Origin of the sequence: Xanthomonas cannabis, from assembly GCF_040616535.1 — a bacterium.
GTDB lineage: Bacteria > Pseudomonadota > Gammaproteobacteria > Xanthomonadales > Xanthomonadaceae > Xanthomonas > Xanthomonas cannabis.
Map to the genome: position 1 here is coordinate 3,462,422 of NZ_CP136580.1, position 22,595 is coordinate 3,485,016.

At 67.6% G+C, this 22,595-nt stretch carries 15 protein-coding genes; 5 read left to right on the forward strand and 10 right to left on the reverse strand.

The window, feature by feature from the left end:
* Positions 1-115: 115 nt before the first annotated feature.
* Together RZV17_RS14755 and RZV17_RS14760 are read right to left on the reverse strand one after the other, a co-directional pair.
* Positions 116-844, reverse strand: a complete 729-nt coding sequence (locus tag RZV17_RS14755) for a copper homeostasis protein CutC (protein WP_355604530.1) — start codon at positions 842-844, stop codon at positions 116-118.
* Entirely contained in the window at positions 841-1,905 is a 1,065-nt protein-coding gene (locus RZV17_RS14760; RefSeq protein WP_355604533.1) for a N(4)-(beta-N-acetylglucosaminyl)-L-asparaginase, read from the reverse strand. Before RZV17_RS14760 ends, RZV17_RS14755 begins: the two co-directional genes overlap by 4 nt.
* A gap of 517 nt (positions 1,906-2,422) precedes the next feature.
* Between RZV17_RS14760 and RZV17_RS14765 the strand changes: the two genes are divergently transcribed.
* The 3 genes from RZV17_RS14765 to RZV17_RS14775 are packed head-to-tail and all read left to right on the forward strand — an operon-like array spanning position 2,423 to position 6,572.
* Positions 2,423-4,228, forward strand: a complete 1,806-nt coding sequence (locus RZV17_RS14765; protein ID WP_355604536.1) for a VWA domain-containing protein — start codon at positions 2,423-2,425, stop codon at positions 4,226-4,228.
* Positions 4,229-4,257: 29 nt separating this feature from the next.
* Positions 4,258-4,830 (forward strand): sigma-70 family RNA polymerase sigma factor, encoded by a 573-nt coding sequence (locus RZV17_RS14770; protein ID WP_355604539.1) that lies wholly within the window; start codon positions 4,258-4,260, stop codon positions 4,828-4,830.
* Complete coding sequence (locus tag RZV17_RS14775) at positions 4,827-6,572, forward strand: hypothetical protein (protein WP_355604542.1); 1,746 nt, start codon at positions 4,827-4,829, stop codon at positions 6,570-6,572. Before RZV17_RS14770 ends, RZV17_RS14775 begins: the two co-directional genes overlap by 4 nt.
* 428 nt (positions 6,573-7,000) lie before the next feature.
* Here the strand turns inward: RZV17_RS14775 and RZV17_RS14780 are convergent, their stop codons facing one another.
* The 8 genes from RZV17_RS14780 to pilG form a co-directional block, all read right to left on the reverse strand.
* On the reverse strand, positions 7,001-7,573 hold the full coding sequence (locus RZV17_RS14780) for a GNAT family N-acetyltransferase (protein ID WP_355604545.1): 573 nt from the start codon (positions 7,571-7,573) through the stop codon (positions 7,001-7,003).
* A gap of 444 nt (positions 7,574-8,017) precedes the next feature.
* A complete protein-coding gene (locus RZV17_RS14785; RefSeq protein WP_039412173.1) occupies positions 8,018-8,497 on the reverse strand; it encodes a chemotaxis protein CheW in 480 nt (159 codons plus the stop codon).
* 33 nt (positions 8,498-8,530) lie between these two features.
* Positions 8,531-9,718 carry a chemotaxis protein CheB gene (locus tag RZV17_RS14790; RefSeq protein ID WP_047697328.1) on the reverse strand — a complete coding sequence of 396 codons (1,188 nt, stop codon included), beginning with the start codon at positions 9,716-9,718 and terminating at the stop codon, positions 8,531-8,533.
* A 7-nt stretch (positions 9,719-9,725) separates the two neighbouring features.
* A complete protein-coding gene (locus RZV17_RS14795; RefSeq protein WP_355604548.1) occupies positions 9,726-17,027 on the reverse strand; it encodes an Hpt domain-containing protein in 7,302 nt (2,433 codons plus the stop codon).
* 113 nt (positions 17,028-17,140) lie between these two features.
* Positions 17,141-19,177, reverse strand: coding sequence for a methyl-accepting chemotaxis protein (locus RZV17_RS14800; RefSeq protein WP_355604551.1), 2,037 nt, complete (start codon positions 19,175-19,177; stop codon positions 17,141-17,143).
* Between the two features lie 39 nt (positions 19,178-19,216).
* Complete coding sequence (locus tag RZV17_RS14805; RefSeq protein WP_039413900.1) at positions 19,217-19,747, reverse strand: chemotaxis protein CheW; 531 nt, start codon at positions 19,745-19,747, stop codon at positions 19,217-19,219.
* Positions 19,747-20,109 carry a PleD family two-component system response regulator gene (locus tag RZV17_RS14810; RefSeq protein WP_039413898.1) on the reverse strand — a complete coding sequence of 121 codons (363 nt, stop codon included), beginning with the start codon at positions 20,107-20,109 and terminating at the stop codon, positions 19,747-19,749. Before RZV17_RS14810 ends, RZV17_RS14805 begins: the two co-directional genes overlap by 1 nt.
* Positions 20,110-20,126: 17 nt before the next feature.
* The gene (pilG, locus tag RZV17_RS14815) at positions 20,127-20,528 is read right to left on the reverse strand and encodes a twitching motility response regulator PilG (protein ID WP_005913706.1); all 402 of its coding nucleotides are present in this window, start codon (positions 20,526-20,528) and stop codon (positions 20,127-20,129) included.
* A 237-nt stretch (positions 20,529-20,765) separates the two neighbouring features.
* Between pilG and gshB the strand changes: the two genes are divergently transcribed.
* Positions 20,766-21,716, forward strand: a complete 951-nt coding sequence (gene gshB / locus RZV17_RS14820) for a glutathione synthase (RefSeq protein WP_047697318.1) — start codon at positions 20,766-20,768, stop codon at positions 21,714-21,716.
* Positions 21,713-22,588, forward strand: a complete 876-nt coding sequence (locus tag RZV17_RS14825; RefSeq protein WP_166749097.1) for an energy transducer TonB — start codon at positions 21,713-21,715, stop codon at positions 22,586-22,588. Before gshB ends, RZV17_RS14825 begins: the two co-directional genes overlap by 4 nt.
* Positions 22,589-22,595 lie beyond the last annotated feature (7 nt).

Below are 22,595 nucleotides of genomic sequence, written 5' to 3' on the forward strand. Positions count from 1 at the left end.
CGCTTCGTGCCTTGGATGACGGTGATGAGCACTGCGCACGGACTCAAGTTCCCTCCTTCCCGGCGGCAGATAAGCACGCGCCAGCAGTCACGTTCAGTGCTTCCGCAACAGGCGCTCAACGATGCAGCAGCTCCACGAAGCGGCGCACGCGGGCGACATCGGTGCGCTGGCAATCGCCACCTAGGTCGCTGATGTGGGCATGCGGCGCGTGCACCTGGGCAGCTACCGGGCCGCGCAAGGACGCATGGAACTCACGCGCACCGGTGCCTGCACGCAAGGCGGCGATGTTGTGTTCGGACACGCCCGCCCCCGGCATCACCACGATGCGACCGGCCGCCCGCTCCGCCATCGCGGCGATGGTCTCGATGCCGTCGATCGCACTGGCGCGCGCCCCCGATGTCAGCACCCGCTCACACCCCAACGCGATGGCCGCGTCCAGCGCACGCAATGGGTCCGCACTGACATCGATCGCGCGATGAAAGGTCACGCCCAGCGTGCCCGCTGCCGCGATCAACACGCGCATCGTGGCCAGATCGACCTGGCCATCACGATCCAGCGCCCCCAGCACCACGCCGTCGCAACCGATGCGCACGCATTGCTCCACATCGCGGCGCATCACTTCCACCTCGTCGGCGTTGAACACAAAATCGCCCACGCGCGGACGGATCAGCACATACAACGGGATCTGCAGGCGCTCGCGCACCACCGCCAACGTGCCGAACGAGGGCGTCAGCCCACCGCCGTCCAGGCCGCCGCAGAGTTCCACGCGCATCGCGCCGCCTTGTTGCGCTGCCACTGCCGAACCGATGGAATCGGCAGCCACCTCCAGGCCGACCGCGCTCATGCCGCGGGCTCCTGGGTGTAGTGGCTTTCACCGGGCACCAGCAGATCCTGCCGCCGTGCATCGCACACCGCGTAGCTGAAGCCTTTCTGGATGGCGAATGCTCCCACCTCGCCACGCTTGTTCATCGCCAGAAAGCCGACCTGCAAGGTGCGCGTCAGCTCCGGCTTGCGGCGGATCAACCGCATCACCACCTCGCGGCACGCGTCGGCCGGCGACTTGCCTTGCCGCATCATTTCCACCACCGCAAAACTGCCGACATTGCGGATCACTTCCTCGCCCACGCCGGTGGAGGTCGCACCACCCACCTCGTTGTCCACGTACAAACCCGCACCAATGATCGGGCTGTCGCCGACCCGGCCGTGCATCTTCCACGCCATGCCGCTGGTGGTGCAGGCACCGGACAGGTTGCCGTGCGTATCCAGCGCCAGCATGCCGATGGTGTCGTGGTTGTCCTTACCGCCGGGCAACTTGGCATCGCGCCAGGCGCGGTTTTCGACATTGGCTTCCGGCGAATACTTGGACGTCTTCAACCATTCCTTCCAGGCCGCTTCCGAGCTTGGGGTGAGCAGCCTGGTTTTCGGAAAGCCCTGCTCCAGCGCGAACTGACGCGCACCATCGCCCACCAGCATCACGTGCGGCGTTTTCTCCATCACCGCGCGCGCCACCGAAATGGCGTGCACCACATCTTCCAGCGATGCCACCGCGCCGCAATTGCCCAGGTGATCCATGATGCAGGCGTCCAGCGTCACCCGCCCGTTGCGGTCCGGATAACCGCCTAGGCCGACGGTAGGATTGGTCGGGTCCGCTTCTGGCACCCGCACACCGGCTTCCACCGCATCCAGCGCAATGCCGCCGCTGCCGAGAATCTTCCAGGCCTCCTGGTTGGCGGCAACGCCAAAGTCCCAGGTGGAAATCACCCGCGCCGCACCACGCGGCAGCGCTGACGGCCGCACACCCGGCGTGGCGCCCACTGCGGCCTGCGCGCGTGCGCCCCAGCCGGCCAGCCCGGAAGCGATCGCGCCCAGCGTGGCGCTCTTGAGGAAGTGACGACGTTGGATCATCCGGGCAACTCCATGATGGAAACGAACGGCCGCGCAGTGCGGCACCAGCCTTCCATCATGCGGCAGCGTGGCGTGCGGATAAACCGTATTGCGGCGCTGTAGTGTGCGGATCCGCGCACAACTGTCGCGTGACTGGGCCGAGCCTGTCTGGGCCGCCGCGTGTTCGATGCGTGGATCGAACACGCGGCCGGCAACGGAGGGCGCCGTGCGCAGCGATGCCGAATCGCGCCTGGCCGCGCAGATGAGGCAGCCGACGCTGTCCTCTTCGCCTCGCCCTCATCCGGCGCTGCGCGCCACCTGCTCCCGGTGGGAGAAGGGAGTGAGGCCGGTCACGACACGGTTACCGGCAACGGTCCAGCTGCACTGCCGCAGCGCATCCAGGCCCGGCGAAAAAATCTTTCGTCCGGTTAACCCCATTCGCTGCGCTGGCCCGTTTCACTGACAGAGGCGCAGTGCACGGCGACCTCGGGCTGCTCGATTGTTCACTCATCCCACTTCGTCACGCAAAGGATTTCCCATGCCACGTCATAGCCTGATCGCGCTCGCCTTGTTGCTGAGCGCCTGCTCGCACGAACCCACTGCAGCGATCGACGAGCCGTCACGCGCCGAATCCTTGCCACAGCTCGCGCAACCGCAGCAACCCGACCAGATCGACTCGCTCCCAGAGGTCAGGCCGCAAGCGCAGCTCGCAGCACCCGCCCCTGCACATGTCCTGGAAGCGCCATCGGCCCCTAGCCCGCCGCAGCCGCCCGTCCTTGCGATGCCGGCGATGCCTGCGCCGGTCAGCAGCAGCCTGTCACATCAGGCACCCGCCGCCACGTTGATGGCGCATCGCCCGGTACTGGATAACCGCATGCCGATGCCACCGGTGATCCCGGCACCTGCCGAAGACCGCGAGCGCTACCAGCACATCGACGACAACGCCATCGTGCAGGCCGCCCAACAGCCAATCTCCACCTTCAGCATCGATGTCGATACCGGCAGCTACAGCAATGTGCGCCGCTTCCTCAGCGCAGGCAGCCTGCCGCCGGTGGATGCGGTGCGCGTGGAAGAATTGATCAACTACTTCCGCTACGACGACCCGGCGCCCACCAATGGCCAACCGTTCGCCGTGCGCACCGAACTGGCGACCACACCGTGGAATAAAGACAGCCTGTTGCTGCGCGTCGGCATCGCCGGCCGCGACATCGCCACCGCGAATCTGCCGCCGGCCAACCTGGTCTTTCTGGTCGACGTCTCCGGCTCGATGGACGCGCCGGACAAGCTGCCGCTGCTGCAGGCCTCGCTCAAACTGCTGGTGCGGCAGCTGCGTGCCAAAGATCGCATCACCCTGGTGACCTACGCCGGCAACACCGCGGTGGTGCTGCCGCCCACGCCGGGCGACCAGCAAGCCCGGATCGTCGAAGCCATCGACGCCCTGCAATCGGGCGGCGGCACCGCAGGCGCCAGCGGCATCGAACTCGCTTACAAAGCTGCGCAGCAAAGTTTTCTGCGTGGCGGCATCAACCGCATCCTGCTCGCCACCGATGGCGACTTCAACGTGGGCGTCACCGATTTCGATCAGCTCAAGGGCATGGTCGCCGAAAAGCGCCGCTCCGGCGTCGCCCTGTCCACGCTCGGCTTCGGTACCGGAAACTACAACGACACGCTGATGGAGCAGCTGGCCGATGCCGGCGACGGTGCCTATGCCTACATCGACACACCGCTGGAAGCGCGCAAGGTGCTCACTCACGAGCTGGGCGCCACGCTGGCCACCATCGCCCGCGACGTCAAGATCCAGGTGGAATTCAACCCGGACACCGTCAAGGAATACCGCCTGATCGGCTATGAAAACCGTGCGCTGCGCGATGAGGATTTCAACAACGACCAGGTCGATGCAGGCGACATCGGCGCCGGCCATACCGTCACCGCCTTGTACGAAGTCACCCCCGCCAATGGCAACGCATCGGTGGACCCGTTGCGCTATGCAAACGCCGCGGCACGTCCGCAGGCGCGCGCCCTCAACAGCGAGCTGGCGCACGTCAAACTGCGCTACAAACTGCCCGATGCGCAGCGCAGCCGGCTGCTGGACACGGTGGTCCGCCGCGATCAACGCCGGGCGCTGAGCGCCACCAGCGATGCCTTCCGGTTTTCTGCGGCGGTGGCCGGGTTCGGGCAGCGTCTGCGTGGTGGCAACCAGCTGCGTGGCTGGGATTACCCGCAGGTACGCGCACTGGCCGCCAGCAGCCTGGGCGAGGACCGCTTCGGCTATCGCGCCGACTTCCTGCAGATGGTGCAGCAGGCCAACGCGCTGAGCACCCGGCCCGTCGCCACCACCGACTGATGTGCGCGGCGCTTGCCTATACTGCGCACATGCACCCGGCCGATCTTGCGCATCTTCCCGACGAGGAGCTCATGCTCCTTGTCGCCAATGGCTTTGTCGAACAACCGGCAACCGAGTTGTTCACGCGCCACAACCGCGCCTTGTTCAACTTTCTGGCCTGGTTGTGCGAAGGCAATCTGAGCGAGGCCGAAGACCTTGCGCAGAAAACCTGGGTCAAGCTGATGACCCGTTGCAGCGATTACCGCCCCGGCGCATCCGCATTCACCAGTTTCCTGTTCCAGATCGCGCGCAATGCCTGGATCGATATGCGCCGTCGCGCCGACACCACCACCTCGGTGCCGCTGGAGGACAGCCACCTTCAGCTGCCCGACGAGGACCTGTCCACCGAACAGATGGCGATGCTCGGCCAGCAGCAACAGCGCGTGCGCACCGCGGTGATGGCGCTGCCCGACGCGCAACGCGAGGTGATCGTGTTGCGCTTCTTCGCCGGCCTGTCCGTCGAAGACATCGCGCAGGTAGTTGGCGAAGGCTTCGAAACCGTCAAGAGCCGGCTGCGCTATGCGTTTGCCAAGCTGCGCCTGAGCCTGGACGCTGCGCAATGAAGCCGGTCGTCGAACGTTTCATCGCGGGCGAAGACGGCATGGCCACGCTGCTGCGTGCCCTGCCCACCCATACACCGCCGGCCAGCATGCAGGCATGGTTTGCGCAGGCCGCCAGGCATGCCGACCGTGCACGCAGCGCCGCTGGATCTGGATCTGGATCAGCGCAAGATCCCGGCACCCTGCAGTTCGAACCGCCCGCATCGATGAACGCCGTCTTTGCTGCCGCAGCCGCGCAGGCCGAGCAGGCGCAGGCTGCACAGCGTGCAGCCATTCAAGCACGCATGAGCGATGGCGAAGACGCAGCGCAGGCACTGGGCGCCCCGTTGCACGACACCACGCGTGCGTGGCTGCAGCAGCACACGCCGTCGCCACCCACGGCCGCGATGCCTGTGGCGCCGGTGTTGCAGGGCAGCGTTGGTGACCAGACACCGGCCGGCGATGGCACTGCGACAGCCGGTGTACAGCAGGCGGCGAATCGCGCGTCGTCCGATAGCTCGCCACGCACGGCTTCGCTGGCTCCGCCGCAGGCCGCGGCAACGCCATCGTTCACCTCGCCAGCGGCGGCGCCCGGTGGCGCCGCGCCGCCACACGCTGCGCTGCACGGCCATGCCCCGGGTCGCGCGCGCCGCCAGCGGTGGATGCCGGCAGTGGCACTGGCCGCCTCGGTCACGCTGGTGGTCGGTGTTGGCCTGCGCTGGCAGGCAACTGCGCCGCAGCAGGCCCCGGCCGACGCGTACGAGCCAGCGCCGGCTTCAGCGCAAGTCGAAGCCGCAACCGGAGCAACGGCGACGGCAGCCGACGGCAAGCAGCCTGCGACGGGCCAGCGCCTGCCCGCGCCACCAGACCAGGGGGGTGCTGTTGAGCGCATGCCCCAACCTGTGCCCTCCCCGATGGCTGCACCGCCGCCGATGCCTGCACCCGCAGCGGTTGCGGAATCCCCCCCGATGCCTGCACCCGCTTCGCGCGCGGCGCCCATCGGCATCGCGCGCCCATCGCCTGCCGCCGCGCCCGCGCCGATTGCACCGCCACCTGCAGCTGCGTTGGCGCCGCCAGCGCTGCCCGCACCGCCAGCGCCGATCGCCAGCACCACAGTCGAGCAGAGGCAGTCCTCAAGTACCGACGGTATTGCGCCTGCGTCGATGGCCGATGGCACGCTGGCGTCGCCGCGTACTGCGACGCCCCAGGCAGCCCCGATGCCGGTCGGCACGCGGAGCAATGCGGCAGCGGCCATCGATGTGCAACGCTCCCAGGCACTGGACACCAATACACTGGTGTCCTCCGCGCAGCACGGCGCGACCACACCGCAGGCGCTGCAGGACGCGCGGCGCTTGTCGCTGCCGGCGCACGAGCGCTCTCCTGTGCCGAAGGCTGCGGCGCAACCGGGCGCTCCGAACGATGCCAAAGCATCCGCTGCTGCCAAGCCGGCTGCGCCAGCCGGCGCCTCCACGACAGCCGCTACCGAGAGCAGCGTCTCCACGCCGGGCACATCGATACAGCTGGTGGCGCTATCGGCGCCGCCGGATGCGTGGGTCGACCAGTATCTGCATACCCACCCTGGTGCACCCGCGCGGCTGCGCATCTGGGCAGGCGAACCGGAGGCCACTGCCTTCAGGCAGTGGCTCGATCGACTGCGCGCGGCGGCTCGACAACACGACTGGTCCACGCCGGTGGACGTCATCCGTGAACCACGCCTGCCGCCAGACCGGGTCCGCATCGAAGTGATCAGCACGGCGCAACCATAAGCGCGCCTGGTCCGACCGGGCGCAGGACGGGCGCATGCGCGCTGCGCGAATGTGGCGCCAGGTAAAGGCGATGCGTCTACAGTCAGTGGAGCGCTGCTGCATTCAGTTCTTGCGACGCAGTGACCCGACTTGCCGAGATGTCGCGCGCAGCATCGCTGCAATTAGGCTGTCTATCTTCGACCACACCGAGATACGGCAGGATGCGGCGCCCCGAATCACGATGCAGCGCACCGTCTGGGCTGCCGTCGAGGCACCTTCGCCGGACCTGCGCACGCTTGCGCGGGCGCACTGCGCCACCTCGTCATCAAATCCAAGCAGTTGCACAAGCGCACGCGGCACACGCGAAACGCAAATCAGTACTTCCGATACGACTCATGTGGAGCCGCGCCATCGGCGCGATCTGCCGGTCACTCGATGCGCATCGCGCATCAGCCCTCGCCACCCTCCGCATCCTCGCGCAACAGGCTGGTCAGCACATGGTCGCGCCAGACGCCGTTCAACTGCAGGTAGCGACGCGCGCGGCCTTCGATCCGGAAGCCCAGGCGCGCCAGTACCTGGGCGCTACGCACATTGTCCGGCACGTATTGCGCCATGACCCGGTGCAGCCCCAGCGGGCCGAACACGAAAGCGATGCCCTGCGTCGCAGCCCACTGCATCACACCGCGCCCCTGCCAGCCGGCATCCAGCCCGTAACCGAGATGGCAGGCCTGAAATGCGCCCCGCTGGATCTGGGTGAACCCCACCGTGCCGATTACTTCCTGCCCGGCCTGCAGGACAAGTTGCAACTCGCGCTCGCCGGGCACCGACATGCGGTACGCACTGCATATCCGGCGCCACCCGTCGGCGGTGTAGAACGCGGGCGGCCGCAACGGCATCGCCTCGACCAGGTGCGCCCGGTTACGTGCGTGATACCCGGCCACGGCGAGCGGATCCACACCGGACAGGTCGGAGAGCACCATGCCATCGTCGCGGCACACCGGGCGAAAAGCGGGCAGGCTCATGGCCGCCCCCTGCAGTGTTGACTGTTTGCTCTACGACGCCCGGCATCCATCGACCAGCACGCTGCGGATGCGGTCACGATACGGCCATGGCGCCGGCTACCCAGGCACACCCCTGCGCGCCGGCATGCACCCGCCGTATCGATCCGGATTTCAAACGGGGTGGCTGGCAACGCCTGGTCGGCACCGGCCAGCGTGGCACGGGGGCGATGCGTCAGGCGCGCCGTGCAGATGAGCCGTGGCCGCTGCGGGCCGCGTTTGCGCAGGCTTGGCAGCTGCGGTGCGGAGCTGTTGCCTGCCACCCTGGAGTGCCCGACACAACCCAGCCAGACGTCGCCAGCCACGTGCGCACGGCGCGCAGGACCGCCGTGTCCGCGTGGTCCATGCCCACTCCACGCGCCGGCCGCGCCCGCATGGCGGCGAGCGCCGTGGTCTTGTTGGACGCTCTTAGGCGGCAGCAGCCGAGTCAAGCGCCTGCGCCACCTGCCACTCGATGGCATCCAGGTTCGGCAGCAACGCGCTTTGCTCGCCGAGCAGCACGCGCATGTGCACGCCGTCCGGCAGCGCCTCTTCCGAGGCGTCGGCCAGCAGGCCGTCGCGCGGCACCGAGATCAGCTGCGGAAACGAAGCCGTCAGCAAGGCGAAATACGGCAGCGCAGGATTGCCGCCCAGCGCCTTCAGCACGATGACCTTGTTGTTGACCGCAGTGGGTTCATCGCCCAGGCCGCTGAAGCGCGCGAACGACAGCAGCGGCACCTTCCAGCCGTACCAGTCGATACGCCCGACCACCCAGCGCGGCATGTCCGGCAGCGCTTCGACCGCCACGCGCGACATCACCTCGGCCACCGTGGCGTTGGGCAGCAGCACGCGTTCGGTGCCGGCCTGAATCAGGACGCCGCGGATTTCGTCATTGTTGGCGTAGCTCATTGCAGGTTTCCGATCTGAAAGGGAGCTTCCGGCTTACGCCGGCCAACGCTGTGCCAACGCCTGCGCCAACTGCGCAGGATCGCCGGTCAGGATGCCTTGCCGGGCCAGGCGCGCGGCTGCGGCCGGGTCGTAGCAGCCATCGGCGGACTGACCCGCCAGCCAGCCGCCCTGCCCGGCCAATGCCAACGATGCGTCCACCAGCGCCTCGTTGGCGCCGCTGAGCAGCAGCACCGCACTGTCGCCGGGCGGCAGCGCGGCAATCAGCCCGGCAGCATCGCTGTGTGCCACGAAGGCCAGCGCGCCGGCGTGCTGCTGCACACCGACGTCGTCGGACAGCACATAGACCTTGCCCGGGGCGACCACCTGGCCCGCTTCGCCCAACTCCACCGGCAGCGCCGACACGCGCCCCATCTGGCGCACCAGGTTGCCGTACTGGCCACCATCGAGGGTCATGCGCACCAGCACCGCGCGTGGAAACTGCGGCGGCAGCGCGGCCAGCAGGCGACGGATCGCATCCGGTCCGCCGATCCCGGCCATCACCAGCACCGCGCCGGTCACCTCGCCACTGTGTTCCAGATCCACCAGCGACAATCCGCCGGTCGACAAGGCTGCAACGTCCAGCTCGGCGCGCGGGCGCACCACCACGGTGACGTCGTCCACCAGGCCCCAGGTGCTGGAATCGCCCAGCGTCAGGCCGGGCGTGTCGGCGGCGGCCGGGGTCCCGGCCTGCGCGGCCGTGCGCGCAAACAACGCATCGCCCGGCATGTTCTCGAATGCGTGCGCGGCGGCTTCCAGATGCTGATCCAGCTGCAGGTCCGAATGCTGGCGTGGTTCCAGCGCCAGGCCCGGCTCGGGCTGCAGCGAGGGCTCGCTTTCGGTGCCCGGCGGCAGCACGTCGGCGTGGCCGTGCAGCTTGGCAGCCAGATGGCGCACCCAGCGCTGCGCTTCCCAGCCTTCGCGCCGCACGGTGAGCTCGGCTTCGTCGAAGATCACCGTTACGCCGGGCATGTTGAAGGCCGGCTCCAGCGCTTCGAGCGCGTCTTCGATGGACGGCTCCAGTGCAACCAGCACCGCCACCGGCTCGGCGTCGCGCAGCATCTGCACGTCGACTGCAGACGGTTCGTCTTCCAGCACCACCTGCGCACCGGCCAGGCCGAGCGCTTCGCGCAGGCGCTCGCGCGCCTGACCGGGCCGGCCCAGCAGGGCAACCGGAGTTCCCATTGCGCCATTAGTCTCGGACACGGGCGATCCCCAGCAGGTCATACACGTTTCGCATCAGATCCAACTCTTGGTAAGGCTTGCCCAGGTAACGCTGCACGCCGATCTCGAAGGCGCGCTGGCGGTGCTTCTCGCCACTGCGCGAGGTGATCATCACAATCGGCACCGCCTTGAAGCGCGGATCGGCACGCATCGCGGTCGCCAGCTCGTAGCCGTCCATGCGCGGCATTTCGATATCCAGCAGCATCAGGTCGGGCACGCGCTCTTCGAGCAATTCCAGTGCCTCGACACCGTCGCGGGCGGTGGTGACGTCCAGGTTGTGGCGTTCCAGCACGCGGCTGGTGACCTTGCGCATGGTCAGCGAGTCGTCGACCACCATCACCAACGGCACCTGCCGCTGTGCTTCGGCGGGGCTTTCCAGTGCCGGACGCGCCGGCTGGCTGAGGTAGCGACGCACCAGCGGTGCCACGTCCAGGATCACCACCACGCGGCCATCGCCGGTGATGGTGGCGCCGTAGATACCCGGCACCGAGGCAATCTGCAGGCCCACCGGCTTGACCACGATCTCGCGGTTGCCCAGCACCTGGTCGATCGCCACCGCCGCGCGCAGATCGCCCGCACGCACCAGCAGCAACGGCACCTGCGCCTGCCCATCGGCACGCGCGGCGGCCTGGCCGACCAGCGAGCCGAGATCGTGCAGCACGTACTCCTCGCCGGCGTAGTGGTAACCACCCTCGCCCGACTCGTAGCGGGTGCGCGAGATACGGCCGATACCGCTGACCGACGCCACCGGCACCGCAAAGGTGGTCTCGCCGATGCGCACGAACACCGCCTGGGTGACCGCCAGCGTCTGCGGCAGGCGCAAGGTGAAGGTGACGCCCTGGCCACGCACCGAGTGGATATCCACCGAGCCGCCCAGCTGACGCACTTCGTTGCGCACCACATCCATGCCCACGCCACGGCCCGCCAGCTGGCTGACCTGCTCGGAGGTGCTGAAGCCAGAGGCAAAGATCAATGCATCCAGCTCGACATCGCTGAGCTCCTGCCCGGGTTCGATCAGGCCGCGCTGCTCGCCACGGCGACGGATCGCCTCGCGGTCCAGCCCGGCGCCATCGTCGGCCACTTCCAGCACGATTTCCGAGCCTTCGCGGCGCAGGCGGATCGCGATGCTGCCTTCTTCCGGCTTGCCCGCGTCGCGACGTTGTTCCGGGCTTTCCAGCCCATGTGCGACCGAGTTGCGCAGCATGTGTTCCAACGGCGCGACCATGCGATCGAGCACGTTGCGATCGAGTTCACCCTGGGTGCCTTCCAGCACCAGATGCACCTGCTTGCCGGTGTCGCTGGCCGCCTGGCGCACCACACGGCGCAGACGCGGCACCAGGCCATCGAAGGGCACCATGCGCGCACGCATCAGGCCGTCCTGCAGCTCGGAGCTGACGCGCGACTGCTGTTGCAGCAGGCCGTCGTACTGACGCGAGAGATCTTCCAGCACGCCCTGCAAGCCGCCCAAGTCGGCCGCCGACTCGTTCAGCGCACGGCTGAGCTGCTGCAGGGTGGAGAAGCGGTCCAGTTCCAACGGATCGAAGGTGCGATCGCCCTGGTCCTGCTCGCGCTGGTAACGCGCCACGATCTGCGCTTCGGTTTCAAGGTCCAGACGACGCAGCTGGTCGCGCAGACGGGCGTTGGTGCGATCCAGTTCGCCCATGGCACCACGGAACGCGCCCATCTGCTGTTCCAGACGCGAGCGGTAGATCGCCACTTCGCCGGCGTGATTGACCAGGCGATCGAGCAGGTCGGCGCGCACGCGCACCTGTTCCTGCTGGGTACGCGGCATCAGTTCTTCTTCGGCCTGGCCTTCGACCGGGATCGGAGCCGACAACGGTGCCGGCTCCACCGACGCCTTGGCGATCGCGCGGACATCGGCGTCGCTGGGCGGGGCCGCATCGCGGCCACGGGTGCGGGTTTCGAAGGCTTCCACTAGGTCGGTCGGCATCGCCACCGCGCGGTGCATGCCGGTACGGGTCAGCAGCTGATGCAGACGGTCGAAGCCACGCTCGAACAGGCGCACGTCATCGCGGTCGATGTCGGTGCGGTTGGCCGCCACCGCTTCCAGCAGCGATTCGATCGCATGGCCCAGGTCGCCGATGGCGTTGATGCCGGCCATGCGCGCGCCGCCCTTGAGCGTGTGCAGATCGCGCTGCAGTCCGTTGAGGACATCGCGGTCTTCGGGCACTTCGCGCATGCGGGCGATCAGGCCATCGCAATGGTCCAGCAGATCGCGGCCTTCTTCGACAAAGATATCGACCAATTCGCCATCGAGCTGATCGAAGTTGAGCGGGCCGATATCGAACGCAGCGCCCACGTCGTTGGCTGCGGTCTCCACGCGTGCGGCATCTTCCACCGGTGCGCTGAAGGCGGCGGCGGTGTCTTCCGGCACGACGGCGCTGTGGTCGGCTGGCTCGTGCGCGCTGGCGGCTGCGTGCTGGTCTGCAGCGTCGTCGGCGCCGGCATGCTGATCGGCGTCGGTGTGGACGCCGGCATCCGTGTGATCGGCATGTGCTGCATGCCCGGTCGCGGCACCCACGTCCCCGGCTACATCCGCGTCGGCATGTACTGGAGCGTCGGCGCTGACAGCCGATGCGTCGTGCAGGTCCGGCGCGATGTCCGATTGCGGATCGCCTGTCTCTTCGACCTGGTCGGCCGCATGCGCCATTTCGAACGCCTGCACCGATTCGATGGTGTGATCAGGCAGGGCGTCGGCGTCGGCCTGCGCAGTCTGTGCGTACTCGGCGTGCGCAAGCTCCGCGTCGGCCTGCTCGGCGTCAGTCTGCTCGGCGTCAGCCTGCCGTGCTTCGGACTGTTCGGCGTCGGTGTGCTGGTGCGCGGCAGTCTGCTCGCCTTCGGCCGCATGTTCGTGCGAAGACGTGTCCGGCTGCGACTGCTCGCCGGAATCGATGTGCTGCTCCGCCTGCGACTGCTCGCCGGCATCGACGTGCTGCTCCGCCTGCACCTGCCAGCCTGCGGACTGCTGGGCGTCCGAAGACGCGTCCTGGTCCGCATCCGCGTGCTGAGTCGACGCGTGTTCTGCCGCCGCTGCATGCTCGTCAGACTGCGCGAGGTCCGCAGAATGCGGCGGTTCGTCCGCAAGCGTTTCGCCAGCATGTAGCGGTGCTGCGTCGCTGTGCTGCAACGCCTCGTCCGCCGGCTGTTCGCCAGACAATTCCTGCGTATCGGCCTGTGCGTGCACGCCCTGATCGACGGCATGGCCGTCCTGGTCGGACGGCACGCTGTCCAGCGCCGCGGTTTCCGGCGTCCAGTCTTCTGCGGTGGTTGCCTGCGGCTGTGCGTCCAACGCAACGTCGGCGTGCACGGCTTCCAATGCTTCGATGGTCTCGACCGCGTCGTCCGGGCGTGCTGCTGCGTGCTCGTCGTGCGTCTGCGCATGCGCGGCCTGCGCATCCATTGCCTGCTCGGCATCGGCATCTGCGGTGGCCAGCGTCTGCGCCTGGCCCAACGCAGCTTCTGCGTCGGCCAGCTCGTCTACCGCAACGCTGTCTGGTTGCGTGCTGGTCGCATCAGTGTCGTGCTCGCTGGACACACCATCAACAACTGCCTCGCTCGGCGCCTCTGCAGCGTGCTCGCCCGGTGCTTGATCGTGCGGCGCGGTCTGCGCATGTTGCAGCTCGGTCGCATCCCAGGCGTCGGCCTCGACCAGCGGCTCGTCGGCCGGCGTGTCGTGTGCGTCGGCACCCTGCGCTACGGCCTGGTCTGCCTGCTCGTGCTGCGCGGCATCGCCATGCAGCGCATCGGTAGGCTGCCCGGAATCGGCAACCGGCACCAGCGCATCATCGCTCGCTGCGTGCGCAGCGTCGGTAGTCGCGTCGACGTGTTCGTGTTCGTGTTCGTGTTCGTGTTCGTGTTCGTGCGGCGCAGCGTGACCGGCAGCGTCGACGGCGTGCGGTGCAGGCGCGTCCAATGCAAGCGCCGAATCGTGCTCGGCTTCAGCCTCGGCCAGTTCGTCCACTGCGATCGGCGCATCGGCCGACTGCGGCTGCGCGTCTTCGGCATCGGGCGTCGGTGCGGCGGTCTCGGGCGGCAGTGCGCTGGAATCCAGGTACTGCGACAGATCTTCCACGCCGGTCAGTTCGACCGGCACAGCGTGCCCGGCAGCAGCGTCGCTGGTCGCATCGAGGTCGTCGAGCTCTTCCAGGAACGCCTGCGGCGGCCACTGCGCTTCCGGCAACGTCTCGACCAGGGCGCGCAGGCGCTCGGTCAACGGCGCAAACGACGGGATCAGCGGTGCGTCGGCGCGCAGTGCAGTGACCGTGGTGGCGATGGCTGCGGCGGTGGCCGCGATCGCGTCGATGCCTTCGGACGACGGTGTGGCCGATGCAGCGAGCAGGCGCTTGACGTAGCTTTCGGCCGGCGTGGTCACCAGGGTGATTTCCGGCACATCGGTCATCGCAAACGCGCCACTCATGGTGTGCACGGCGCGCAGCAATTCTTCGGTCGCCAGTTGCGGCGCGACGCGGGTGGCCTGCAGCCAGGCATTGACCGTGTCCAGATGCGTGGCGACCTCGGCTTCGAGGATCTCGCGCAGCACACTGTCCACCGAGGCCGGCGTGCCACCGCTCGCAGCAACCGCATTGGTCTGTGCAGAGACCGTGGCGATCTCGGGCACGGCCGGCGTGGCCGGTGCGGGCACGTAATAGACCTCTTCGCCGGCTGCAACGCGCTCGGCAATGGCCTGGATTTCAGGCAGATCCGCGCTGATGCGGCCCTGGTCGCGCAGCGCGGCATTGAACTGCGGCAGCACCTCGTAGGCCAGTTCCACCATCGCCACGACCGCCGGGCTGGCCGGGCGCGAATTGTCGAGCACGCGGTTGAGCATGCTCTCGATCTTCCAGCTGAACTCGCCGAGCACGCTGGCACCGACCAATCGCCCACTGCCCTTCAGCGTGTGGAAAACGCGACGGATCGGACGCAGGTTGTCCGGGCTGTTCGGGGCGGCGCGCCAGATGGGCAGCAACTGCCCGAGGTTGACCAGTTCCTCGTCGAACTCTTCAAGGAAGACATCACGGATGTCGTCATCGATATCGCTGTCGCCGAAGCCACCGAAAATGCCGGCATCGGCAGCCACCGGAGCCGGCTCGCTGACCACGACGGGCGCGACGTCTGCAGCCCGGTCGTTGCGCACGGGCGCGTCCTGCGGCCGCTCCACATCGAATTGCGCAGCAGCGGCGTCGAGCTGGGCCAGGAACGCGGCCGAGGCATCGTCCAGCTCGAACTCGCTGACCGTGGCCTGCTGCACCCGCGCGGGCGTCTGCTCGGCGCTCGCTTCGGCCGGTGCGTCGTCTGCCTCAGGGGTGGACTCGACGAACGGGTCGTCGTGTTCCGGCGGTGCAACCGGCGGGCTCGGCGGCGGCGAGAACGCATCGTCGATGCTGACCTGCGCGCGACGCGCCTGGTTGTCGGCAATGAAGTCCAGCGGCGCGTCGGCCTGTTCGGTATCGCCCGGCAGATCGATGTGCGTGATCTGCAGCGGTGCCTCGTCGGCGGGCACGGAGACGGCGGCCTGCTCCTGTTCCAGCGCACTCAGGTCGACGGTGTAGCTGACCTGCGTGGCCTCGCTTGCGACGTGGCTGTCCTGCTCGGCCGAGACCGGGTCGAAGGCGGAGCTGGCGATCGGCGCCGTCTGCCCGGTGGTCTCCAGGTGCCAGTCGCCCGGCGCCTGCGCACCGTCGTCGTCGGACAATTCCAGCGGGGCGACCGTAAACGGCACGTGCGCCTGGCCGGAGCGGGTTTCTTCCGCAGCGACAGGGTCGAACGAGAACACCGTATCGGTGGCCGCTGCGCCGGTGTCGTGCACGACACTGGCGGCAAACGGCGTCTCGACCACGGTTTCATTGGCCCATTCCAGCGACGCGGCAGGCACCGCATCGTTGGCCGCCGCAGCCGGCGTGCCGGCGTGCGCAGCAGGCGATGCTGCCACCGTCTGCAATGCGGCAACGCTGCCGGGCTGGTCGGTGCCGACCGGCAATTCGGACGGCTGCCCGGACGGCAGCGGCCAATACCGCAGCGTTTCCAGGCTGTTGCGGGTGATGTCCAGAATCTCCTCGCGGCCGGGACGGCGCTCGCGCAGAGCTTCCAGGTAGTACTCCAGGCTGGCCATCGCATCGGCCAGGGTGTCCAGCTGACGGCCGCTGGGCACGCGCTGCTTGCCGATCAACTCCAGATCGACGTAACGACGCACGCCTTCCAGGTAATCGGCGGCCTGCGGCAATTCGAGAATGCGCAGTGCGCCACCGACTTCGCCCAGCAGATGCGGCACATCGGCCAGACGCGCGTGGTCCCAATTGGTTTCGATGAAGGCGACGAAATGTTCGCGCGCCGCGCCGAAGTTGGCGATCGCTTCCTGCGCCAGCACGTCCACGGTGCGGCGCACTTCCGAGGAGGTGGCACTGTTGCTAGCTTCGTTGCCATCGCCGAGATCGGCGCCAAGGCTGGCGACCTGATCGTCCAGCGAGGCATCCACGTACAGCAGCGCGCCGGCGATATCCAGCAGCACGCCTTCGTCCATCTGCACCTGGCCGTCGACCACGCGCGCCAGCGCATCGCGCTGCTGCACGACGACATTGCGCGCAACGCCCAGGCCCATCATGCCCAGCGTGTCGGCAACGCTGCCCAGATCCTTGACCTGGGTCTGCAGCTCGGCGATGTCGCCGCCGGTGCGCAGATGCAGGTCCAGCGCATCCTTGACGCGCAGCAGTTCTTCCTTGACCGCGCTGCCGACGGTGTCGAGCAGTTCGCGGTTGCGCCCGGAAAGGCTGCCGCGGGCGTGATCCAGCTCGGCTTCGGTGGCAACACCGGCCTGCGGATCGAACGCGAACAACACGCTCTCATTCAGACCGGGCTGGCCACGGGTGGCGCGGATTTCGTTGAGCAGCGGCAGCAGCACGATCGGAATGTCGCGGTGGCCGTTCTGCAGGCGCTCCAGATAATCGGGCAGCAGCACGGTGCCGCGCATCAGCATGGCGCATGCTTCGTCGCGGTCGGCGACCTCGCCGACCTGCACGGCCTGGGCCAGCAGTTCGAGCTCTTCGGCCACCATGGCCGGCGCATACAGCTCCACCATTCGCAGCGTGCCCTGCACCTGATGCAGATAACCCGCGCAGAAGCGCATCCGACTGGTATCGGACGGTTCTTCGGCGAAGTATTCGATCTCGTTGCGCGCCTGGCGCAAGGTCTCGTCCAGCTCCGGCTTGACCCAGCCCAGTGCGGCGTGGCTCATCGCATCGCGAAGCGCGCTCATTGCAGCCCCCTGACAACGGCCGGCTCACCGCTGCTGCGGTCACCGGTCACTTCCTGCATCGACGTAATGCGACTACGCGCCATCTGCTGATCCTTTCCCGTTCCGCGTCGTGGTCACGCCGGCAGCTTGAAGTCGGCGACCGAACGGCGCAGATCGGCAGCAAGCTCGGCCAGGTTGCCGATCGACTCGGCCGTCTGCTCCGCACCCTGCGATGTCTGGCTGGTGATCTGTCGGATCACGCCCATGGTCTGAGTGATGTCCGTCGCCGCGGCCGACTGCTGGTGCGCCGCGATGGAGATGTTCTTAATCAGGTTGTTCAAGGCGTTGGACACGCGCTCGATTTCGGTCAGCGCCGTGCCGGCATCCTCGGCCAGGCGCGCACCGGACACCACTTCAGAAGTGGTCTGCTCCATCGAGCTGACCGCTTCGTTGGTATCGGCCTGAATGGTCTGCACCAGGCCTTCGATGCGTCGGGTCGCACTCGAGGTGCGCTCTGCCAGGCGTTGCACTTCGTCGGCCACCACCGCGAAACCGCGACCGGCCTCGCCTGCGGATGCCGCCTGCACCGCGGCGTTGAGCGCCAGGATGTTGGTCTGCTCGGAAATGTCGTTGATCAGTTCCACGATCGAGCCGATCTCCTGCGAGGATTCGCCCAGGCGCTTGATGCGCTTGGAGGTTTCCTGGATCTGGTCACGGATCTGGTCCATGCCCTGGATCGTCTCGCGCACCACGCCGGCACCCTCGGCGGCGATGACCACCGAGCGCTGCGCCACTTCGGCCGATTCGGTGGAGTTGCGCGAGACCTGTTCGATGCTGGCAGCGATTTCGCTGATGCGCTCGGACGCAGTGGTGATCTGGTTGGCCTGCTGGCCGGCCGCTTCGGCCAGCTGCATCGCGGTGGCCTGGGTTTCCTGGGTCGACACGGCCACCTTGGCGGAGGTGTCGTTGATGGTGGTCACCAGGTGGCGCAGTTCGTCCACGGCGTAGTTGATGGCGTCTGCAATCGCGCCGGTCATGTCCTCGGTCACCGAGGCCTTGACGGTCAGGTCACCCTCACCGAGCGAGCTGATTTCGTCCAGCAAGCGCATGATCGCCTGCTGGTTGCGGCTGTTGAATTCCACCTGCGCCTGGTAGCGCACGTCCTGCTCGCGGGTGCGTACCCGCACCGAGCTCCATACGAAGCCGATGATGGCCAGCAAGGCGACCAGGCCGGACACCACGCCCAGCCAGAAATTCGGGAACAGGCGGGTGTCGCGCACCGAACCGAACGCCGAAAACGCATCGAACAGCTTCTTGCTGTCGTCGAGCATCTTGTTGGAGCCAGCGGTCAGTGCGGCCGCCGACGACTGCGCGGCAAACAGGTTGCGCGAGCTGGCGAGGATGGCGTCGATGTCCTTCTTCATCGTCGCCCACTGCGCCTGCGACTGCTCCAGCGCCGCCAGCGCGGCCGGGTTGCGCACCGCGGCAATGCCGAGTTCTTCGTTGCCTGCGCGCAGGCCGTCCAGCATCTGCGTGAACACCACCGAGTCACGCCCCAGCGCGTCACCCGAGGCGGCCGCATTGGCGCCACCGGCACGCATTTCGGTGACCCGGCGCGCCATGGTGCCGGCGACCACGACCTGCTGCAGCGTGTTGTAGATCTGCGCGGCGGGCGCGCCGCTGACGGTCATCGCGCGCACCACTTCGTTCAACTGCGCCTGCAGCTGCGGCACGCTGCCGGAGAAGCGTTCGGCGTTGCCGGCCAGGCCGAGCACCGCCGGTTCGCTGGCGATGACCTGATCGGCGTTCTTGCTCAGCGGCACCCAGGTCGCCTTGAGCTGCGCCATCGAACTGGCCACCGAACCTTCCTGGCCGTAGCGGCCATCGAGTTCGCTCACCGTGCTGTCGATGCGGCCCTTGGTCTCCTTGAACGCGGCGAATGCCTTGGCGTCGCCGGACACCGCTTCGCGGCCCTGGTTGGCCAGCTGCTGCGAGAGCACCTGCAGGTCGGCCGCGCCGGTGCCGGCACCGGCCAGGCGGCTGCCCTGCCAGGTGGCGACGCCGGTGTTGGCGCCAAACACGATCATCGACAACACCAGCAAGCCAAGCCAGAAGCTGGTGCTGACGCTGCCGAGCTTGTTGGTCTTGCGGGCGTCCGGGGCGGTACTCATGGTTCGACCTCGATCTGTATGACGTGGCGGGGTCGCGGCTTAGGCCGCGGCCTGCCGGAATTCAGGAGTGCGCGACAGCAATGCCAGGGAGAACACACCCCAGTCCTGCGTCTCGTTGCGGAAGGCACGCTCGATGAAGTGGGCGTAGCGGCCCTGGGCCAGCTCGCCGGGCTCGACTGCCTGCGCCTGTTCGAAACTGCGCTGGCCGTAGAGCTCATCGATGGTCAGCGCGACGTCGCCGCCGCTCTGACGCATGATCAGCACGCGCTGGCCTTCCTGCAGCACCGTGCGACGGCCCTCCAGGAACTGCTTCAGATCGATCACCGGAAACAGATTGCCGCGCAGGTTGCCCACGCCCAGCAGCCAGGGCTGTGCGCCCGGCACCGGGGTGACCGGCGGCATCGGCACGATTTCCGCCACCTCGCGGAAGTCCGAGACCAGGCGCCGGGTACCGACGCGATAACCCACACCGCGCCAGATATCGGCCGAGAACTGACGTTCCGGCAGCGGCGTGGCGTGCGCAAGACTACGACGCTCGTAGTCTTCGAGAATATCGAATGGAGAACGCATCAACGCACCAGTTGTTTGATGCGTGCGATCAGATCGTCTTCGCGCGGCGGCTTGACGATGTAATCGCTGGCACCTTGTCGCAAACCCCAGGCCTTGTCGGTTTCCATGCCCTTGGTGCTGACCAGCAGCACGGGGATATCCTTGGTGGCCTGGTCGCGCGCAAGTGCACGCGTTGCCTGGAAGCCGCTCATGCCGGGCAACACCACATCCATCAGCACCAGATCGGGCGCCTGGCTGCGAACCAGCTCAAGTCCCGCTTCGGCGTTGTCGGTGGCGACGACCGTATGGCCAGCTTTTTCCAGCCATTGACTGAAGACTGCCCGATCGGTGGGCGAGTCCTCGATCAATATAATTCGAGCCATGTTGCCTTTCCCCCTGGTCAGGCGTGGACGTACGTGCGGATCGCGCTCAGTAGTTCTTCACGGGTGAACGGCTTGGTCAGATATTGCTCGGAACCGACGATGCGGCCACGTGCCTTGTCGAACAGGCCGTCTTTGGACGACAACATGATGACCGGCGTCGACTTGAAGAGCTGGTTGCCCTTGATCAACGCGCACGTCTGGTACCCATCCAGGCGCGGCATCATGATGTCGACAAAAATGATCTGAGGTTGCTGGTCCGCAATTTTGGCCAGTGCCTCGAAACCATCCGTTGCTGTCACTACTTCACACCCTTCCCGCTTCAGCAGCGTTTCGGCGGTGCGGCGAATGGTTTTCGAGTCATCGATCACCATCACCTTCAGTCCTGCGAGTTCCCCACCCGCAGCAATGTTTTCACTCATGCAAATATCCCCGGGCGCGCGACGCTTCATCCCTTCCGACGTCGCTACGAAACTGCATGTATATCCCAAGACCCGCATCGACTGTCAAGGGCGCATTGCCGGGGCCCCGCCAGGCGGACGTTCCGACCGCGTCTGGGCGCGTCCGAACCGACGAGTCGCGCATCTGCGACCGCCCAGGCACGCCATCGCCCACCGCTTGAAGTTACCATCGGCAGCCTGTTCGAAAGGTTTAGCCCCATGTCGCTCGACGTCGTTGTGGTGATGGATCCCATCGCCTCCATCAAGATCGTAAAAGACACCACCTTCGCCATGTTGCTGGAAGCCCAGCGCCGTGGGCATCGCCTGCATTACGTGCGCCCCGGCGGACTCAGCCTGCGCGAAGGCCGCGCGGTGGCGCAGGTTGCGCCGCTGAGCGTGCGCGAGGACAAGACCAGCTGGTTCACCCTGGGCGAGTTCGCCGAACTGGCATTCGGCCCCGGCCAGGTGGTGCTGATGCGCAAGGACCCGCCGGTGGATGCGGAGTTCGTCTACGACACCCAGGTGCTGAGCGTGGCGCAGCGCGCCGGCGCGCAGATCGTCAACGACCCGCAGGGCCTGCGCGACTACAACGAGAAGCTGGCCGCGCTGCTGTTTCCGCAGTGCTGCCCGCCGACCCTGGTCAGCCGCGACGCGGCCGCGCTCAAGGCCTTCGTGCTGGAGCACGGCCAGGCGGTGCTCAAGCCGCTGGACGGCATGGGCGGGCGCTCGATCTTCCGCAGCGGCACCGGCGACCCCAACCTCAACGTGATCCTGGAAACGCTGACCGACGGCAACCGCAAGCTGACCCTGGCGCAGCGCTTCATCCCCGACATCACCGCCGGCGACAAGCGCATCCTGCTGGTGGACGGCGTGCCGGTGGACTATTGCCTGGCGCGGATTCCGCAGGGCGACGAGTTCCGCGGCAACCTGGCCGCCGGCGGACGCGGCGAAGGCCGCCCGCTGTCCGAGCGCGACCGCTGGATCGCCGCGCAGGTCGGCCCGGAAATGCGCCGTCGCGGCATGCGCTTCGTCGGCCTGGACGTGATCGGCGATTACCTCACCGAGGTCAACGTCACCAGCCCCACCTGCGTGCGCGAGCTGGATGCGCAGTTCGGCCTGAACATCGCCGGGCTGCTGTTCGACGCCATCGAGGCCGGCGCCGCGCAATGAGCACGGCGGCGGCCCTGCCTGCTTCCATGGACGAACGCCGGCGGCTGACCACCACGCTGGTGATCTCGTTGCTGCTGCACGGCGCGCTGATCCTGGGCGTGGGCTTTGCGGTCAGCGAGGACGCGCCGCTGGTGCCGACCCTGGATGTGATCTTCAGCCAGACCAGCACGCCGCTGACGCCCAAGCAGGCCGACTTCCTGGCCCAGGCCAATCAGCAGGGCGGCGGGGACCACGCCACCGCGCAGCGCCCACGCGACAGCCAACCCGGCGTGGTGCCGCAGGATCGCACCGGCCTGGCCCCTCAGGCGCAACGCGCCACCAGCGTGAACGCGCCGGAGCCGACCCAGACCCGGGTGGTGAGCAGCCGCCGCGGCGAACAGACGGTGCCGAACCCGCAACCGAATCCGCAGACCGACCCGCTCACCCCGGCCGATGCACAACGCGTGCAGCGCGATGCAGAAATGGCCCGGCTGGCTGCCGAAGTGCACCTGCGCTCGGAGCAGTACGCCAAGCGCCCGAACCGCAAGTTCGTCTCTGCCAGTACCCGCGAATACGCCTACGCCAACTATCTGCGTGCATGGGTGGACCGTGCCGAGCGCGTGGGCAACCTGAACTACCCCGACGAGGCGCGGCGCCGCCGGCTGGGCGGCAAGGTGGTGATCAGCGTGGGCGTGCGCCGCGACGGCAGCGTGGAAAGCAGCCGCGTGCTGATCTCCAGCGGCGTGCCGGCGCTGGACGATGCCGCCTTGCGCGTGGTGCAGCTGGCACAGCCGTTCCCGCCGCTGCCCACGACCAAGGACGACGTGGACATCCTGGAAGTCACCCGCACATGGCTGTTCCTGCCCGGCGGCGAGCTGCACGACGATCGTTGAGGTGGCA

Bases quoted from the DNA above. Each gene is read 5' to 3' on its own strand.
- RZV17_RS14755 (WP_355604530.1), bottom strand. From the start codon at position 844: ATGAGCGCGGTCGGCCTGGAGGTGGCTGCCGATTCCATCGGTTCGGCA.
- RZV17_RS14760 (WP_355604533.1), bottom strand. From the start codon at position 1,905: ATGATCCAACGTCGTCACTTCCTCAAGAGCGCCACGCTGGGCGCGATC.
- RZV17_RS14765 (WP_355604536.1), top strand. From the start codon at position 2,423: ATGCCACGTCATAGCCTGATCGCGCTCGCCTTGTTGCTGAGCGCCTGC.
- RZV17_RS14770 (WP_355604539.1), top strand. From the start codon at position 4,258: ATGCACCCGGCCGATCTTGCGCATCTTCCCGACGAGGAGCTCATGCTC.
- RZV17_RS14775 (WP_355604542.1), top strand. From the start codon at position 4,827: ATGAAGCCGGTCGTCGAACGTTTCATCGCGGGCGAAGACGGCATGGCC.
- RZV17_RS14780 (WP_355604545.1), bottom strand. From the start codon at position 7,573: ATGAGCCTGCCCGCTTTTCGCCCGGTGTGCCGCGACGATGGCATGGTG.
- RZV17_RS14785 (WP_039412173.1), bottom strand. From the start codon at position 8,497: ATGAGCTACGCCAACAATGACGAAATCCGCGGCGTCCTGATTCAGGCC.
- RZV17_RS14790 (WP_047697328.1), bottom strand. From the start codon at position 9,718: ATGGGAACTCCGGTTGCCCTGCTGGGCCGGCCCGGTCAGGCGCGCGAG.
- RZV17_RS14795 (WP_355604548.1), bottom strand. From the start codon at position 17,027: ATGAGCGCGCTTCGCGATGCGATGAGCCACGCCGCACTGGGCTGGGTC.
- RZV17_RS14800 (WP_355604551.1), bottom strand. From the start codon at position 19,177: ATGAGTACCGCCCCGGACGCCCGCAAGACCAACAAGCTCGGCAGCGTC.
- RZV17_RS14805 (WP_039413900.1), bottom strand. From the start codon at position 19,747: ATGCGTTCTCCATTCGATATTCTCGAAGACTACGAGCGTCGTAGTCTT.
- RZV17_RS14810 (WP_039413898.1), bottom strand. From the start codon at position 20,109: ATGGCTCGAATTATATTGATCGAGGACTCGCCCACCGATCGGGCAGTC.
- pilG (WP_005913706.1), bottom strand. From the start codon at position 20,528: ATGAGTGAAAACATTGCTGCGGGTGGGGAACTCGCAGGACTGAAGGTG.
- gshB (WP_047697318.1), top strand. From the start codon at position 20,766: ATGTCGCTCGACGTCGTTGTGGTGATGGATCCCATCGCCTCCATCAAG.
- RZV17_RS14825 (WP_166749097.1), top strand. From the start codon at position 21,713: ATGAGCACGGCGGCGGCCCTGCCTGCTTCCATGGACGAACGCCGGCGG.